General features: G+C 59.8%; 20 protein-coding genes. 9 read left to right on the forward strand and 11 right to left on the reverse strand.

Annotated elements, in window-relative coordinates; all coding sequences use genetic code 11:
• Window positions 1-139: 139 nt before the first annotated feature.
• From QMX86_RS23130 to QMX86_RS23145, 4 genes are all read right to left on the reverse strand, one after another.
• On the reverse strand, window positions 140-331 hold the full coding sequence (locus QMX86_RS23130; protein WP_016773784.1) for a PLDc N-terminal domain-containing protein: 192 nt from the start codon (window positions 329-331) through the stop codon (window positions 140-142).
• A 71-nt stretch (window positions 332-402) separates the two neighbouring features.
• Window positions 403-933 (reverse strand): hypothetical protein, encoded by a 531-nt coding sequence (locus QMX86_RS23135; RefSeq protein ID WP_110645136.1) that lies wholly within the window; start codon window positions 931-933, stop codon window positions 403-405.
• A gap of 80 nt (window positions 934-1,013) precedes the next feature.
• The gene (locus QMX86_RS23140; RefSeq protein WP_016773782.1) at window positions 1,014-1,532 is read right to left on the reverse strand and encodes an ankyrin repeat domain-containing protein; all 519 of its coding nucleotides are present in this window, start codon (window positions 1,530-1,532) and stop codon (window positions 1,014-1,016) included.
• A gap of 95 nt (window positions 1,533-1,627) precedes the next feature.
• Complete coding sequence (locus QMX86_RS23145; protein WP_282384504.1) at window positions 1,628-3,466, reverse strand: long-chain-acyl-CoA synthetase; 1,839 nt, start codon at window positions 3,464-3,466, stop codon at window positions 1,628-1,630.
• A gap of 385 nt (window positions 3,467-3,851) precedes the next feature.
• On the opposite strand from QMX86_RS23145, the gene QMX86_RS23150 reads away from it, so the two are divergent.
• Window positions 3,852-4,130 carry a DUF3509 domain-containing protein gene (locus QMX86_RS23150; RefSeq protein WP_016773780.1) on the forward strand — a complete coding sequence of 93 codons (279 nt, stop codon included), beginning with the start codon at window positions 3,852-3,854 and terminating at the stop codon, window positions 4,128-4,130.
• A gap of 180 nt (window positions 4,131-4,310) precedes the next feature.
• On the opposite strand, the gene mtnC is transcribed toward QMX86_RS23150, so the two are convergent.
• The 5 genes from mtnC to aroC form a co-directional block, all read right to left on the reverse strand.
• A complete protein-coding gene (gene mtnC, locus QMX86_RS23155) occupies window positions 4,311-4,994 on the reverse strand; it encodes an acireductone synthase (RefSeq protein WP_122705885.1) in 684 nt (227 codons plus the stop codon).
• A 4-nt stretch (window positions 4,995-4,998) separates the two neighbouring features.
• Window positions 4,999-5,544, reverse strand: a complete 546-nt coding sequence (locus tag QMX86_RS23160; RefSeq protein WP_038861971.1) for an acireductone dioxygenase — start codon at window positions 5,542-5,544, stop codon at window positions 4,999-5,001.
• 92 nt (window positions 5,545-5,636) lie between these two features.
• Complete coding sequence (locus tag QMX86_RS23165) at window positions 5,637-6,263, reverse strand: methylthioribulose 1-phosphate dehydratase (protein ID WP_024012225.1); 627 nt, start codon at window positions 6,261-6,263, stop codon at window positions 5,637-5,639.
• Complete coding sequence (locus QMX86_RS23170; protein ID WP_073472596.1) at window positions 6,260-7,405, reverse strand: MFS transporter; 1,146 nt, start codon at window positions 7,403-7,405, stop codon at window positions 6,260-6,262. The genes QMX86_RS23165 and QMX86_RS23170 overlap by 4 nt, the downstream gene beginning before the upstream one ends.
• A 34-nt stretch (window positions 7,406-7,439) precedes the next feature.
• Complete coding sequence (gene aroC / locus QMX86_RS23175) at window positions 7,440-8,531, reverse strand: chorismate synthase (protein ID WP_282384506.1); 1,092 nt, start codon at window positions 8,529-8,531, stop codon at window positions 7,440-7,442.
• A gap of 130 nt (window positions 8,532-8,661) precedes the next feature.
• Here aroC and QMX86_RS23180 point away from each other — a divergent pair, with 130 nt between their 5' ends.
• Both QMX86_RS23180 and QMX86_RS23185 read left to right on the forward strand, forming a co-directional pair.
• Window positions 8,662-9,615: an alpha/beta fold hydrolase gene (locus QMX86_RS23180; protein ID WP_073473552.1), complete on the forward strand. Its 954-nt coding sequence runs from the start codon at window positions 8,662-8,664 to the stop codon at window positions 9,613-9,615.
• Window positions 9,616-9,714: 99 nt separating this feature from the next.
• Entirely contained in the window at window positions 9,715-10,506 is a 792-nt protein-coding gene (locus QMX86_RS23185) for a hypothetical protein (protein ID WP_130929257.1), read from the forward strand.
• A 58-nt stretch (window positions 10,507-10,564) separates the two neighbouring features.
• On the opposite strand, the gene prmB is transcribed toward QMX86_RS23185, so the two are convergent.
• Window positions 10,565-11,473: a 50S ribosomal protein L3 N(5)-glutamine methyltransferase gene (gene prmB / locus QMX86_RS23190; protein WP_122705879.1), complete on the reverse strand. Its 909-nt coding sequence runs from the start codon at window positions 11,471-11,473 to the stop codon at window positions 10,565-10,567.
• Window positions 11,474-11,712: 239 nt separating this feature from the next.
• Between prmB and QMX86_RS23195 the strand changes: the two genes are divergently transcribed.
• From QMX86_RS23195 to QMX86_RS23215, 5 genes are all read left to right on the forward strand, one after another.
• Window positions 11,713-12,303 carry a cysteine hydrolase family protein gene (locus QMX86_RS23195; RefSeq protein WP_282384507.1) on the forward strand — a complete coding sequence of 197 codons (591 nt, stop codon included), beginning with the start codon at window positions 11,713-11,715 and terminating at the stop codon, window positions 12,301-12,303.
• A 130-nt stretch (window positions 12,304-12,433) separates the two neighbouring features.
• Window positions 12,434-12,754 (forward strand): hypothetical protein, encoded by a 321-nt coding sequence (locus QMX86_RS23200; protein WP_016773771.1) that lies wholly within the window; start codon window positions 12,434-12,436, stop codon window positions 12,752-12,754.
• 74 nt (window positions 12,755-12,828) lie between these two features.
• Window positions 12,829-13,386 (forward strand): Smr/MutS family protein, encoded by a 558-nt coding sequence (locus QMX86_RS23205; protein WP_016773770.1) that lies wholly within the window; start codon window positions 12,829-12,831, stop codon window positions 13,384-13,386.
• A gap of 77 nt (window positions 13,387-13,463) precedes the next feature.
• Window positions 13,464-14,009, forward strand: coding sequence for a GTP cyclohydrolase I FolE (folE, locus tag QMX86_RS23210; protein WP_011062625.1), 546 nt, complete (start codon window positions 13,464-13,466; stop codon window positions 14,007-14,009).
• 102 nt (window positions 14,010-14,111) lie between these two features.
• Window positions 14,112-14,483, forward strand: coding sequence for a glutathione S-transferase N-terminal domain-containing protein (locus tag QMX86_RS23215; RefSeq protein WP_110645196.1), 372 nt, complete (start codon window positions 14,112-14,114; stop codon window positions 14,481-14,483).
• A gap of 137 nt (window positions 14,484-14,620) precedes the next feature.
• On the opposite strand, the gene QMX86_RS23220 is transcribed toward QMX86_RS23215, so the two are convergent.
• Window positions 14,621-15,787, reverse strand: coding sequence for a PLP-dependent aminotransferase family protein (locus tag QMX86_RS23220; RefSeq protein ID WP_282384508.1), 1,167 nt, complete (start codon window positions 15,785-15,787; stop codon window positions 14,621-14,623).
• An 81-nt stretch (window positions 15,788-15,868) separates the two neighbouring features.
• Between QMX86_RS23220 and QMX86_RS23225 the strand changes: the two genes are divergently transcribed.
• A complete protein-coding gene (locus QMX86_RS23225; protein WP_282384509.1) occupies window positions 15,869-16,315 on the forward strand; it encodes a MarR family transcriptional regulator in 447 nt (148 codons plus the stop codon).
• The last annotated feature ends 74 nt before the right edge of the window (window positions 16,316-16,389 follow it).

Raw genomic sequence — 16,389 nt, forward strand, 5'->3', positions numbered from 1 at the left:
GTTTTTTACCAGCGCAAATTACTGTGGGAGCGAGCCTGCTCGCGAAAGCGCAGCATCAGTTGCCGGTGATGGCGACTGACCCAACGTCTTCGCGAGCAGGCTCGCTCCCACAGGGATGACCGTGTGATCGAAAATCAGCTCAGATCCGGACGTTGCCTCGCGGTCCGGCAATCGCCCAGATGATCAGGCCCAGCACCGGCAGGAGGATGATCAGCAACACCCAGACGATTTTCATTCCGGTGGAGGCGCCGCTTTTCAGCACGTTGATGATGGCCCAGATGTCGAGGGCAAGGATGATCAGGCCAATCAGACCGTTGAACGTGGAACCCATGGTGTCGCTCCAGAATAGTGGCATGCACTTTTAGGATAGACGGTCGCGCGCAGGGTTCCCTTTTATTGCGTTCAGACGTGGACGGCGACCTTCAAGGCTTCCAGCGCTGGCGCGGCGGCGATGCCAACCTCGGCGCACAACTCCAGCACGCGGGGCACATCGTTGCCGTAGACCAGGACCATTTGCAGCTCATCGTCGAGCAACTGGCTGAAGTTCATCAACGTGTAACCGCCGTTTTCCTTGTTCAGGCTGCTCATCTGCACCTGGATGCGGTTGAGTGCGGTCAGTGCTTCGGTCTTGGCCAGTTGCTTGGGCTTGAGGTTGAAATCCACACCGGGGCCAAACGAAGCAACGATTTGTGCGAACAGATCGACATAGGTATCGGCCTGGAACAGCACAGTTTCCGGCAGACTGCCGACCACCACCCATTCACCCAACGGTATCGGGAAAGTGTCGTCATAGTTGATGTCCGGATTGGCGGCCAGAAAAGCATCGGCATCGGCGTAGGCCTGGGCGGCTTCGTCAGCCACTTTCAGGATCTCGTCCTCGCCCATGCAGCCGGAGCTGATTTTGCTGATGAGTTCGGCGAGTGCGGCTTTCATGAGGGCGGATCCTGTGGCGGAGGTGAATTTTCAGGGCGCGAAGGATAGCGCATTCTGCCCTTCGCCACAGTCCGTGGACTTCACGCCAGCAACTTTTCCAGCTGCGCGGTGGTATCGACCGCGCCCATGGTCCGCGCCGCATCCAGCGCGGTCACGCCATTGGCGTCCTTGGCTTTCGGGTCAGCGCCCTGGCCAATCAGGTAGTCGACGATTTCAACGCGGTTGAACATTGCCGCCATCATCAACGCGGTACGGCCGTCGAAGGAAGAACCTTCAATCTCGGCGCCCGCCTCGACCAGCGCCTTGACCACCGCCAGATCGCCCTTGAACGCAGCGCCGGCAATCGGGCTCTGGCCGTTGCCATTGCGCATTTCCGGATCGGCTTTGTGTTTAAGCAGAACCTTCACCGCATCAACATGGCCGTAATAGCTGGCGAGCATCAACAAGGTGTCGCCCTTGCTGTTTTTCAGGTTCACCGGCAGCCCGGCGCTGACCAGGCGATCAAGCATCTCGGCATCACCGTCGCGCGCCTTGTTGAAAACCTGCTCGGTGAATTCGGCAGCTTCTTCAGGGGTCATCTGGCGGCTTTGGTCGGACATGGGGCACTCCATTTCGGTCTATCGGAAAGCCGACAGTTTCCCGAGCGCGACGGTGGCTGTCACTCGGTTTTTTCCGAGCGTCCCGATAGCCACACTCAATATCGATGTTTGCCCTGTTGAATTTCAGCGAGGATTTGCTCACTGACATGCACATAGGTTTCGCTGCCCGGCAGCCAGGCGAAGATCGGGTCATCGCCGGTGAGCCCGGGGTCAAAGCCTTCCGTTTTCAGGCGAGTTTTCTGGTATTTGAAGGTCCCGGTGGTTTCCATTTTCACTTTCACCCGCAAGAACAACGGCACGGCATAAGCCGGCATACGTTGCCGGGCGAAACTCAGCAGTTCAGCGAAATCCAGCGTGGCCAAGGATTCGGCGGGAGTAATTGCAGCCATCCCCGCACGCCCATTGGTGTTGGGAATTTCCACACCGTAGGCCACCGCTTCAGCGATCAGCGGATGTTGCAGCAACAGGTTTTCGACTTCGGTGGTCGACACGTTTTCACCCTTCCAGCGATAGGTATCGCCGAGGCGATCAACAAATTGCGCATGGCCGAAACCGATATTGCGCAGCAGGTCGCCGGTATTGAAAAAGCGATCGCCCTTGTTGAACACATCGTGGAGGACGACGCGCGCGGTTTTCTGCGGGTCGGTGTAACCGTCCAGCGGTGCCTTGTCGTCGATCCGCGCCAGCAGCAGGCCCTGCTCGCCCTTGCCGACCTTGCGCATGAAACCATCTGCGCCGCGCAACGGCTCGCCACTGTCATGGTCGTAAGCGACCAGTTCCCAAGCCATCAGCGAAAACCCGACGGTGTTGTCGAAATTGAGGATGTTGGTGAAACCGATGTTGCCGTCGCTCGCCGCGTACAGCTCACAGATGTGCTCGACGGCAAAACGCGTCTTGAACTCGGCCCAGGCACCAGGACGCAAACCATTGCCGATCATCTTGCGCACGTCGTGGCGGCTGTCATCGGCGCTGACCGGTTGCTCGACCAGGTAGCGACACAGCTCACCGACATAGCCGATGGTGGTTGCGCGATAGCGGCGCACGTCACCCCAGAACTGGCTGGCGCTGAACTTGCGGCGGATGGCGAAACCCGAGGCGCCATTGATCGCCGATCCCCAGCACACGCACAGGCCCGTGGCGTGATACAGCGGCAAGGTGCAGTAGACGATGTCATCCGGGCGCATATCGAGGGCGATCATGCCGAAGCTCGCCGAACTGCGCATCCAGCGTCCATGCTTGAACACCCCGGCCTTGGGCAGGCCGGTGGTACCGGAGGTGTAGATGTAGAAACACGGATCGTCGAAGAATACTTGCGCACTGCTCGGCGGGTTATCGCTGCTGGCGTCAGCACTGGCGCTGATCAGATTGACGTAGCCCTCAGGCGCGATGCCCGGATGGCTGTAGGTGTCCTGATCGGCGACGAACCAGGTGCGCGGCGCTGCGATCGCAACCTGATCACGCACGCCGGCATAGGCAGCGGTCAGTTCTTCGCCAACCACAATAGCCACCGGCGCGACCAGATTGATGCTGTGAACAAGCGTGTCGCGCATCAACGAGGTATTGAGCAGCGCACTCACCGCGCCGAGCTTGGCCAGCGCCAGGATTGTCACCAGTAATTCCGCACGGTTCTCGATGAACACCGCGACCACATCGCCCTTGCCGATGCCTTGCTCGCTCAGGTAATGCGCAATGCGATTGGCCCACTGGTTGACCTGCGTGTAGGTCAACGCCACGTCGCCCTGCAACAACGCCACACCATCGGGATTGCGCCGCGTCGCCTGCTCGAACGTCCAGCCCAGACCACACGTTTGGGTCGGATCCGTGACATTGGCCACTTTCATGCCTTTGACCACGCGGGGGATGGCCTTGGCGATCATCGGCAGTTTGCGGAGCATCATGCCCCAGGTAATCGTGTCGCTTGGTGCGTGACGCATGAAAGCTCCCCGTTCGATCTTGACGTGCAGACCGCTGTTCTTGTTATCGGGTAATGACTGCGACCGACGCGTTTACGCTGTGGGTCGAGAAGGAAAGTACGTCAGTGCTCGCGGGGCTGTACACGCGGTTTTTGCAATGATTTGTATCCCGTCGCGCCTCCTGGGAAGAGCGGATTCTGGTACGGACGTTTGGTTCCGTTGTACGGAGAAAAATCACGCAAAATGCAGGATGCACGATGGCCATTCATGCAGATTGCACGACGCCTGCAAAATGCAACGCCTTCAACTTATTGATTTTAAAAGGATTTTATTCGCACCAATACTGGCACAAACGCTGCAACTACCTCCGCATGCTTGCCATTCAAGTACATACGGAGCTGATGACATGAGCCTGATTCAAGAAAAATTTACATCGCTGTTCTCCAACTACGAAGTCAGCACTGCCCCACGTCCTGACGGTGGCATCCTGCTCACTCTGCGTAGCAGCGACGGCAAAGTCTTCAAACGCGCCCTCTCGTATCAGCAACTGCATGCCGGTGACCAACTGTCGTGGGCGATCAGCGCGATCCGCCGCGACCTGGCCGAACAAGCCAGCGAGCTGCCGCAAATTGCAATGCTGCAGAGCCAGCAGCGTTTTGCTCTGCCGACGTATCACTCGCTGTAATTTTTAAAGCGCTATAAACAAAACAGGCCGTGGAGCTTTCGCTTCACGGCCTGTTTTTTTGTGTTGATGCAGAACCCTGTGGGAGCGAGCTTGCTCGCGAAAGCGGTGTGTCAGGGCTAAATTTTTATCTGATATTGCGCCTTCGCGAGCAAGCTCGCTCCCACATTTGATTCGTGTGGATCAGAAAGCTTCGGGTTCAATTCCGGTGAAGATGTCGACGGTAATGTGGCTTCCCAGCTCCCCCCCTTCACGCGCCAGGCCGCAGGTTTTCAGGCCAGCCGACTGCGCAGCATCGAGCTCTTCGACGATGTCCGAGAGAAACAGGATCTCCCCCGCATCTACCCCAATTGCCTGCTGAATATGGCGATAAGACTGCGCCTCACGCTTCGGCCCCGATGTGGTGTCGAAATAGCCGCTGAACAGCGGCGTCAGATCCCCCGCCTCCGAGCAGCCGAAAATCAGTTTCTGCGCCTGGATTGAACCGGACGAATAAACAAACAGTTGATAACCCGCCGCATGCCAACGTTGCAGCGCTTCAACGGCATCCGGATAAACATGCCCTTTCAGCTGCCCTGCCTGATAGCCCTGCGCCCAGACCATGCCCTGCAATGCCTTGAGCGGCGTGGCTTTGCGGTCTTCGGCGATCCAGCTCAAGAGGATTTCAACAACCCGTTCAACGTCAGCCAGCGGCTCATTGCTGTCTCGGCGCACGGCGTCGAGCTGTTCGGCGACATCAGCACGCGAAGCGTTCTGCCGCACAAAGTCGGGCAAATGTTTGGCGGCGTAGGGAAACAGCACGTCGAAGACGAAACTCACCGCGCTGGTGGTGCCTTCAATGTCGGTGAGGATGGCTTTGATCGACACGGTTTCAGTCCTCCAGACGCGGGAAGCGACCGGCGATGTCTTCGCCGGTGAAATTGGCAACCCAGCCTTCCGGGTTGTTGAACAGACGGATCGCCACGAAGTGCGGATGTTCGCCCATGTCGAACCAGTGCTTGGTGCCGGCCGGAACCGAGATCAGGTCGTTCTTTTCACAGAGCACGGCATAGACGTAATCGTCGATGTGCAGGGTAAACAAGCCACGACCGGCGACGAAAAATCGCACTTCGTCTTCGCCGTGACGGTGCTCTTCGAGGAACTTGGCGCGCAGTTCGGCTTTTTGCGGATGGTCGCTGTTGAGGCTGATCACATCGACCGTGATGTAACCGCGCTCGGTCATCAGTTTGTCGATCTGCTCTTTATAAGCGCTGATGACCTCTTCCTGACTGGCGCCGGGCTGGATCTTCGCGGCGGCCTGCCAGCGGTCGAAACGCACGCCCTGCTCGGCCAGCGTCGAGGCGATGTCTTCGAAATGGGTCAGCACCTTGTTGGGAATCTCAGGGCTGGAAACGTGATAAACGGACAGGCTGCTCATGGGCAATTCCTCGGTAGCGGCGGCGCCGTCCGGCTCTTGAAGACCGGTCGGGCGCCGCATGGCATCAGGCAAACGGGCTGTTTCTGGTGAACTCAGCCTTGGCGGTTCATGACGCTGCGGGTTTTCAACTCGCATTCAAACAGGAATTCAAAAGCCTCGATCTGCCGCAGCGCGTCGCTCATCTGCGCGCCCCAGGTGTAGAGGCCATGGCCGCGAATCAGATAACCGACGCAATCGGGATGGGCGTCGAGCCAAGGCTGCACCTTGGCGGCGAGGCGCGCAATGTCCTGATCGTTGTCAAAAATCGGCACACGCACCCGTGATTCATGGGTGGAAATGCCGCTGAAGGCTTTCTGCAATTCGTAGTCTTCGAACTCGATGAAATCTTCCGGGGTCAGACGCGACAGCACCGTGGCATTTACCGAATGGGTGTGCAGCACCGCGCCGATCTCCGCGCGCCAACTGTAGAGCTGGGTGTGCAGCAAGGTTTCGGCGGAGGGTTTCTTGCCTGGTTCCAGGCTATTGCCGGACAGATCGGTAGCGAGCACGTCATCCACACCCAACTGGCCCTTGTGCTTGCCCGATACGGTCAACAGCGCTTCGCTCGGCGACAGGCGTGTCGAATAGTTGCTGCTGGTGGCTGGCGACCAGCCACGGCCATATAGAAAACGCCCGGCGTCAACGATCTGCTGGGCGAGCTGTTCACGGCTAAGGCTCATGGCCTGTCCTCTTGCATACATGTGGCAATGATAACGGCAGCGGCAAGCGCTGCGAGACTGGCAATACTAAAGGTCAATGTCGCGCCAAGGGCATTCCAGCTGTAACCGGAATACAGCGCACCGAGCGCCCCGCCGGTGCCGGCCAGTGCCGCATACAGCGCCTGGCCCTGGCCTTGCTGGCGGGCGCCGAAACTACGTTGCACGAAAGCGATGGCAGCCGCATGAAAGCTGCCGAAAGTCGCTGCGTGCAGCACTTGGGCGAACAACAGCACCCAGAGAAACTCCGCAAACGAACCGAGCAGCACCCAGCGCAACGCCGCCAGCAGGAAACTCGCCAGCAGCACCCGGCGCAGGGAAAAGCGCGCCAGAATGCGACTCATGGCCATGAACATCAGCACTTCCGCCACCACCCCCACGGCCCAGAGCATGCCGATGACGCCACGGCTGTAACCGAGGCGTTCAAGGTGCAGAGTCAGAAAGGTGTAATACGGCCCGTGGCTCACCTGCATCAGCGCGACGCAAGCATAAAACGCCAGTACGCCGGGATGGCGCAATTGCTTGAGAAAGCCCTCGCCCGCCGGCCGATTGCCTTGCGCCGGCTGTGCATTCGGCACCCACAGGCTACTCAGGACGATACCGGCCATGATCAGCACCAGCGCCGCCGGGTAGATATCCAGGCTCAGCCATTCGAACAGCCGCCCCAGCACTACCACAGTGATGATGAAACCGATCGAGCCCCACAGGCGAATCTGGCTGTAGCGCGACGTTTGCCCCTGCAGATGCGCGAGGGTGATGACTTCGAACTGCGGCAGCACCGCGTGCCAGAAGAATGCATGCAAGGCCATGACCATCGCCAGCCAGGCGTAGGTCTGACTGACGAAGATCAGCGAAAAGGTCAGCAACGTGCACACCGCGCCAAAGCGCACGATGGCCAGACGCCTGCCGGTGTAATCGCCGAGCCAGCCCCAGATGTTCGGCGCCACACAGCGCATCAGCATCGGAATCGCCACCAGCTCGCCGATGCGCGCGGCGCTGAAGCCGAGGTGATCGAAGTACAGCGCCAGAAACGGCGCTGTCGAACCGAGCAAGGCGAAATAGAACAGATAGAAACTGGACAGCCGCCAGTAAGGAAGCGCCGCCACGCCGGTTATGCCGCGACGGCTTTGAGCGCAGCCATCAGAGCTGGCCCAGCACCGGCGTGCTCACGCGCACATCGGCGTTCTGCCCACGGTGGCGCAGCAGGTGATCCATCAGCACGATGGCCATCATCGCTTCGGCGATCGGCGTCGCGCGGATACCGACGCAAGGGTCGTGACGACCCTTGGTGATCACGTCGACCGGGTTGCCATTCACGTCGATCGAGCGGCCCGGGGTGGTGATGCTCGAGGTCGGTTTCAATGCCAGATGCGCAACGATTGGCTGGCCGGACGAGATGCCACCGAGGATGCCGCCGGCGTTGTTGCTGAGAAAACCCTCCGGCGTCAGTTCATCGCGGTGTTCGGTGCCGCGCTGGGCGACACAGGCGAAACCGGCGCCGATCTCCACGCCTTTGACTGCGTTGATGCTCATCAGCGCGTGGGCCAGTTCGGCGTCGAGGCGATCGAAAATCGGCTCGCCAAGGCCCGGCATCATGCCTTCGGCGACCACGGTGATCTTCGCCCCGACCGAGTCCTGATCGCGGCGCAACTGGTCCATGTAGGCTTCCAGCTCCGGGACCTTGTCCGGGTCAGGGCTGAAAAAGGCGTTTTCTTCGACCGAATCCCAGGTCTTGAACGGAATTTCGATCGGGCCGAGCTGGCTCATGTAGCCGCGGATGACGATGCCCTGACTGGCCAGATACTTCTTGGCGATCGCACCGGCCGCTACGCGCATGGCGGTTTCCCGCGCCGAACTGCGGCCACCGCCGCGATAATCGCGCTCGCCGTATTTGTGGTGATAGGTGTAATCGGCGTGTGCCGGGCGGAACAGGTCCTTGATCGCCGAGTAGTCCTTGGACTTCTGGTCGGTATTGCGAATCAGCAGGCCGATCGAGCAACCGGTGGTGCGGCCCTCGAACACGCCGGAGAGGATTTCGACTTCATCGGCTTCCTGGCGCTGGGTGGTGTGGCGGCTGGTGCCAGGCTTGCGGCGATCGAGGTCGCGCTGCAGATCTTCCAGGGAAATCTCCAGACCCGGCGGGCAGCCGTCGACAATGGCGACCAACGCCGGACCATGGCTTTCGCCAGCGGTGGTGACAGTGAACAACTTGCCGTAGGTATTGCCGGACATGCAGGACGCTCCGTGAAATCAAACCCGAATTCTTGATGCGCGCCAGTATACGCAGGCTAACCGAGTAGTTCATCCTCGAACCTTAGTGGTGCTGGCGAGTCCAACCGGCACCTTGACCAATGATGGCGTGATGATGCTGCGAGTTCTGATCTTGAGTCTTACCCTCTTTACCGGCTTTGCCCAAGCGACAGTCCTACAGCGCCCGGTCACTCTGGACACCGGCAGCGGCGAACTTTTCGGTTCGCTGTTGCTGCCCAAGTCCGACAGCCCGGTGCCGATTGTTCTGATGATTTCTGGCTCGGGTCCTACAGATCGCGACGGAAACAACCCCGACGGCGGGCGCAATGACAGCCTCAAGCGCTTGGCCTGGGTGCTGGCCAAACACAACATCGCCAGCGTGCGCTATGACAAGCGCGGCGTCGCCGCGAGCCTGGCGGCCGCTCCTGATGAACGTGATTTGTCTGTAGAAGGCTACGCGGCGGACGCCGTGGCGTGGGGGCAGAAGCTCAAGGCCGATCCGCGTTTCGGCAAACTGATTCTGCTCGGCCACAGCGAAGGCGCGCTGATTGCCAGCCTCGCCGCGCCGAAACTGGACTCAGCGGCGGTGATCTCGCTGTCCGGCAGCGCGCGCCCGGTCGATCAGGTAATCCGCGAACAGTTGGCGCGCAGCCTGCCGCCGCCACTGATGCTGCGCAGCAACGAACTGCTCGACAGCCTCAAGGCCGGCCACACCGATGACAACGTGCCGCAACCGTTGCAGGTGATCTTTCGCCCGAGCGTGCAGCCGTACCTGATTTCGCTGTTCCGTCAGGACCCGGCGCAAGCCTTTGCCCAGCTGAAAATGCCGGCACTGATCGTTCAGGGCAGCAACGACATTCAGGTCGGCACCGAAGACGCGAAGCTGCTCAAGGCGGCGAAACCGGACGCGCAACTGACGGTGATCGAAGGCATGAATCATGTGCTGCGCATCGTCCATAACGATATGAAGCGGCAATTGGCCTCCTACAAAGACCCGAATTTGCCCCTGGCCGCCGAACTCGGCGCTGCCGTCATCGAATTTATTGACGGAATTCGTGCAAGTTAACTGCGTTTTACCCTCCAGCCTCACAGAAAACGGCCGATAAGCCTTTGTCGCCAGCGCAACGTCTGGCGGCAAGCAGGGCTTGGACAGGATCTCGCCGTTATGACTGAAACCCAGACTTCACCCGACACCAGCGCTGAAAAAGACGCACCGCCAGCGGTCGAACTGCCGTGGGCGGATGTTCAGGCCGAGCACCACAAGATGCTCCGCCTGGCGCCGCTGCAGACCGACCGCAACACCGGTGGCCGGCCGTTGCGCTTTGTCGAATTCGGTTACGCCGAGCGCAACAGCAAAGAGCGCAGCCTGATGCGCATGGCGATCAAGCTGCCCAACCAGCGTGTGCGCAAAGAACAAAATCATCTTGATGTGTGGGTCGACCACGCGAGCAAACGTGTGAGTTTCGGTCCCGACAGTGGCTTGCAGGTCGAACCGCTGAATCGCGGCATTGGTCGTTTCATGGCCGCGCAAGGCATCAATTGGGCGAAAAAGCGCTGGCCCGGCTACACCGTCGAAGGCATGGACCTGAACAACAAGGACGCGCTAAACGAAGACACTCGCTTGCGTCGCGACCATTTCCTGCGCGTGCACGGTTTCGATGTGGTTTACGCCGACGCCCAGCATTTGAAAGGCAGCATCAAGGCGGTTCAGGTCGGTGATCTACTGGGTGACTGGAACAGCGAAAAACTGCAGATCGTCGAGATTCTTGAAGCCGCGCAGATGCTGCAGCAGGCCGAACAGAATCTCGCTGAGCAGGAAGTGAAACTGAAGAAGCAGGAAGAGAAAGTCAGCAAGTTCAAGCGTGAAGACGCCGGGTTGCGCTTCACCATTACGTGTCTGGTGGCGTTTGCGGTGTTTCAGGCGGGGTTGTTGATCTGGATTGCTACGCACCGCTGATGGCTTGGGTGCGTACTGATCGTTCCCATGCTCTGCGTGGGAACGATCTGTCACAACCTTAGACGCGGGACGCGAACAGGGCCTGATGCGCGCGGCACTGCTCGGCTGTCAGCATGAACACGCCATGCCCGCCGCGCTGGAACTCCAGCCAGGCGAAATCGACTTCCGGGTACAACGCCTCGACGTGCACCTGGCTGTTGCCCACCTCGACAATCAGTAAACCTTTCTCGGTCAGGTGATCCGCCGCTTCGGCGAGCATGCGCCGGACCAGATTCAGACCATCATCACCGCAGGCCAGGCCCAGTTCCGGCTCGTGCTGATATTCGTCCGGCATGTCGGCGAAATCTTCCGCGTCGACGTAGGGCGGGTTCGACACGATCAGATCGAAACGCTGACCCGGCAAACCATCGAAGCCATCACCCTGCACGGTGTAGACGCGCTCATCGACGCCATGGCGTTCGATGTTCTGGTTGGCTACTTCCAGCGCCTCGAACGACAGGTCCGCGAGCACTACCTCGGCATTCTGAAACTCGTAAGCACAGGCAATGCCGATGCAGCCGGAACCCGTGCACAGGTCGAGAATTCGCGCCGGCTCGCTGCCGATCCACGGCGCAAAGCGGTTTTCGATCAGCTCACCAATCGGCGAACGCGGGATCAGCACGCGCGGGTCGACGATGAACGACATGCCGCAGAACCACGCCTCGCCGAGCAGGTAGGCGGTGGGAACGCGATCTTCGATGCGGCGCTTGAGCAAGCGCTGCAGATTGACCAGTTCGTCATCTTCCAGCGCGCAATCAAGATAGCTGTCGGCGATTTCCCAAGGCAGGTGCAAAGCGCCCAGCACCAGCTGACGCGCCTCGTCCCAGGCGTTGTCGGTGCCATGACCGAAAAACAGATCCTCCCCATGGAAGCGGCTGACGGCCCAACGGATGTGGTCGCGCAGGGTACGAAGTCGGGAAGTGATCACGGCGTAGAACTCCAGAAAAAACGACTGGCGATTCTAGCAGCCAAAACGCGCCACGACGACGCAGGAAAAACCGTGCGGCAACGGTAGGAGATTTCTTTTTTTTGCATCAGGCATTGAACGGAACGTGTAACTTGACAAGGCTGCAGGCCAAGAACGACGGCGCCTACGATGGTAGCGATTCACAGAACCGCTCAGCCAGAGGACAATGTCGCAAAAGCCCCACCCCGAGGAGCCCCAGAATGTCCGTTCCAAAAACGATGTTTCAACTCAGCGGCCGCGGTTACGCAGCGGCCACCCTGAGCCATGCCACCGTGGTCATCATCGATGCCCAGAAGGAATACCTCAGTGGCCCGCTGGCCCTGAGCGGCATGGACGCGGCCGTCGCGAACATCAAACAAGTGGTTGCCGCAGCCCGTGCCGCCGGTCGGCCGATCGTGCACGTGCGTCATCTCGGCACCGTTGGTGGCCTGTTCGACCCGCAGGGCGAACGTGGCGAGTTCATCCCTGGTCTGGAACCACAGGGTGATGAAACCATTATCGGCAAACTGCTGCCGAGCGCTTTCCATGGCACTGAGCTGCTCGAGCGTCTGCAGAACATCGGCTCGCTGGACCTGATCGTTTGCGGATTCATGAGTCACTCCAGCGTCAGCACCACCGTGCGCGCGGCAAAGAACCTCGGTTTCCGCTGCACCCTGGTCGAAGACGCCTGCGCGACCCGCGATCTGCCGTTCAAGGGCGGCGTTCTCAGCGCCGAACGCGTGCAGGAAGCGGAAATGGCGATCATGGCTGACAACTTCGCCACGCTGGCCAAGACTCAGGACCTGATCTGATCCTGCCCTTGTGAGCGGTGCACGGCGCCGCTCATCCGCTATATCCGCTGATTTGCCGCAAATGCCATAGCCTCAGGAACAACCCGGTCAACTCCCGGTCGAAGGGCCGATACCATTGAGGAAGGTCGGAATGAAGTTATCCGATGGATTTGACGCACGCCGTTTGCGGCCCAAAGGCCAAAGCAACTGGCGTTTTCGATTTGGCGCGGCGATCTCGGCCATTCTGGCGACGTTCGGCGTGCTGCTGGCGATGGCCGGCGCCGCCAGCCTGCTCGGCCGCCCGCCGGCGCTGGGTGACCTGAACGCGTCGCCGCTGGGCTCGGCAATCATGCTCGCCGTCGGCTTGCTGTTTCTGTATTTCGGCGTTGCCCTGTGGCGTCGCTGCCGCCGTCGCGCACGGCAATCGCGGGAACTGAACATGTCCCCGCATCTGATGAAAAAACACGACTGACCCAACGGCCTGGCTTTTTGCCGGGCCGTTTTCTGTCGACTTGGGTAAACTGGCCGCCCTTCGCGGAGGCTGACATGCAAGACGACGATTTTTCTCTGTTCAAAAGTGCGATCCAGGGCGTCAAGCCGATCAAGCACGACCGCGCCGACACCGGCAAACCCAAGGCTGACCGCGCGCAGATCGCCAAGCTGCGTCAGTCCGCCACCGTGCGCAGCGACACCACCATCATTGACGGCTTGTCCGACCAGTTCGTGATCGACGTCGGCCCGGAAGACGAGCTGATGTGGTCCCGCGACGGCGTGCAGGAAAGCCAGATGCGCAAGCTCAAGGTCGGGCAGATCCCGTTCGAAGGCAGTCTCGACCTGCACGGCATGAGCGTGGAAAAGGCTCGGGAAACACTTTGGGCATTTCTTGCCGAAGCGACCAAATTCGAAATCCGCTGCGTGCGCGTGACGCACGGCAAGGCTGTGCGCCTGGATGGCAAGCGCCCGATGATCAAAAGCCACGTCAACACCTGGCTGCGCCAGCACGCCCAAGTCCTCGGCTTTTGCTCCTGCCAGGCCCGCCACGGCGGTGCCGGCGCGGTTTATGTGATGCTGAAACGGACGATGATGGAAGGCCGCGACGAATAAAGCCGTCACACCGAACTTGCAGGGTTGTGTCCGCCACCGTACCCTTGCCCTTTGCGAAAATCCCCACAGGTAGTTTCATGTCCCTGGAACAGAATTACACCGCGATTCTCGGCCAATTGGGCGAGGACGTGTCCCGCGAGGGCCTGCTCGACACGCCAAAGCGTGCCGCCAAAGCCATGCAGTACCTCTGCCGCGGTTATGCACAGACGCTCGAAGAGGTCACCAACGGTGCCCTGTTCAGCTCCGACAACAGCGAAATGGTGCTGGTCAAGGACATCGAGCTGTATTCGTTGTGCGAACACCACCTGCTGCCGTTCATCGGCAAGGCGCATGTCGCCTATATCCCGAGCGGCAAAGTGCTGGGCCTGTCGAAGGTCGCGCGGATCGTCGATATGTACGCCCGCCGCCTGCAGATTCAGGAAAACCTCAGCCGCCAGATCGCCGATGCGGTACAGCAAGTCACCGGCGCGCTGGGCGTGGCCGTGGTGATCGAAGCCAAGCACATGTGCATGATGATGCGCGGCGTCGAAAAGCAGAATTCGTCGATGATCACGTCGGTGATGCTTGGTGAATTCCGTGAAAACGCGGCAACCCGTAGCGAATTCCTCAGCCTCATCAAGTAATTCGCAACAGAAAAGAACCGGCGTTGATCGCCGGTTTTTTTCGCCCGTTAAAAATCGGGTAAGCTGCGCGCCTTTCTTCATTTGCACCGTGAGGCTTTCAACGTGTTCGTCAAAGCGCTTCGTGTCGGCCTCGGCCAACTGGTTATCTTCATTGACTTCATCACCCGTCCAGGCAAGAAAAAGCGCCCCGCCGCTGCTCAGGCGCAAGTCGACGCTGCCGCGAAAGATCTGACGCTGTATCAATTCCACGCCTGCCCGTTCTGCGTGAAAACCCGCCGCGCCCTGCATCGCCTGAATGTGCCGGTGACGCTCAAAGACGCGAAGAACAACGAGCAGGATCGCCAGACCCTGCTGGAACAGGGTGGCCGGATCAAAGTGCCTTGCCTGCGTATTGAAGAGAACGGGCAAACCACCTGGATGTATGAATCCAAGGTGATTATCGATTATCTGGATAAGCGGTTTGCGGCGGTCTGATGTTAATGGGTTGGAGCGCTAGCCGCCTTGGCGAGCAGGCTCGCTTCCACCCTTGAAACGCATCCCGCCCTGTGGGAGCGAGCCTGCTCGCGATGAGGCCCACACTGACAACGCCGGCCCTTGAGCCGGCGTTTTTGCTAGGCCGCCCTTTCCATCTGCGCCCGCCGCACCACCGCCGCCAACCGCTTCAACCCCTCATCCAGCCGCGACGGATCGATGTGACTGAAGTTCAAGCGCAAATGCCCATGATGCTTGTCCGGCTCAGGAAAGAACGGCTCACCGGGCATGAATGCCACATCATTGGCCAACGCCTCATTGAGCAATGACCGGGTGTCCAGCGGTTGCTTCAACGTCAGCCAAAAAAACAGCCCGCCCTGGGGCATGTTCCATTCAGCCAGATCGGCAAAATGCTCTTCCAGCGCCAACTGAAACGCATCGCGCCGCTGCCGATAGAAATCCCGCAACTCGCTCAAATGCTGTTGATACTTCTGCGAGCCGATCCATTGCAGCGCCTGCCACTGGCCGATGCGATTGGTGTGCAGGTCCGCCGATTGCTTGAGTTTGAGCAGGTGCGGGAACAGATCCGGACTCGCGATCAAGTAACCGACACGCAAACCCGGGAGCAAGGTTTTCGAGACGGTGCCGGTGTAGATCCAGCTGGCTTTTCTCAGACGCGCTGCAATCGGCTTCGCGCTGCCACCATCGAAAGTCAGTTCGCGGTATGGCTCATCTTCAATCAGCGTGACGCCAAATTCATCGAGCAATGCCGCGACTGCGGCGCGCTTGGCCTCGCTGTAGCGCACGGCGGAAGGATTCTGAAACGTCGGGATCAGGTAGATAAACGCCGGGCGATGCTGCTCTAAACGATTACGCAATTGCGCCAGATTTGGGCCGTCGGCTTCCTGCGCCACGGTCAGGCAATCGGCGCCAAACAGTTGGAAGATTTGCAGCGCGGCCAGATAAGTCGGCGCCTCCAACAGAATCTCCGTGCCCTTGTCGATGTACAGCTTGGCCGCCAGATCCAGGGTTTGCTGCGAGCCGCTGACCACCAGCACCTGACTCGCCTCGCATTCAAGGCCCAGCGCCCTCGCCTCTGCCGCCAGCGCCTCGCGCAAGGCCGGCTCGCCTTCGCTCATGCCGTACTGCCCCAGCGACAGCGGCATCTCGGCCCATTCCACCTTCGGCAACATCGCCTCAGCGGGCAGGCCGCCGGCAAACGACATCACCTCTGGACGCTGGGCGGCGGCGAGGATTTCTCGGATCAAAGAACTTTTCAGGCGCGAGACACGTTCGGAAAAAGCCATGGGGATCACCGTAGCGAGGCAGGTAAAAAATGAGTCAAACTGGTTGACTGAAACTACGACAGCTTGAGCGAGTACGTCAACATGCTTGACCTTAAAAACCCCGCAACTCAGCAACAGGCCATGGAAGCGTTCTTCTTCGGCTATCAGGCGTTCACGGCCAAGGCGGATGAAATGCTCGAGCGCCGCGGACTCTCGCGGGTACATCAGCGCATCGTGTTTTTCATCGCGCGCTATCCGAACCTGAGTGTGAAAGAGTTGCTGGCCCTGCTGGGCGTAAGCAAACAAGCGTTGAACATGCCCCTGCGCCAGTTGCAGGAAATGCATCTGGTCGACAGCGTCGCTTCACAGACGGACAAGCGTAAGCGCCTGCTTGAGCTGACGGCGGAAGGCGCGAAGTTCGAGCAGGCGTTGCGCCGTGAGCAGGTGAAATTGCTTGAGCGGGTGTTTGCCGAGGCTGGGGAAGCGGCGGTGAATGGGTGGTTGGCGGTGAATCTGGCGCTTGGGGGCAGTCAGACGCATCTTGATTGACAGGACCGCCCTCTTCGCGAGCAGTCTCGCTCCCACATGGGAACGCTTTACAAAGGTGGGAGCGAGCCTGCTCG

Source organism: Pseudomonas sp. PS01270, from assembly GCF_029959775.1.
In the GTDB taxonomy this organism is placed as follows: domain Bacteria; phylum Pseudomonadota; class Gammaproteobacteria; order Pseudomonadales; family Pseudomonadaceae; genus Aquipseudomonas; species Aquipseudomonas atacamensis.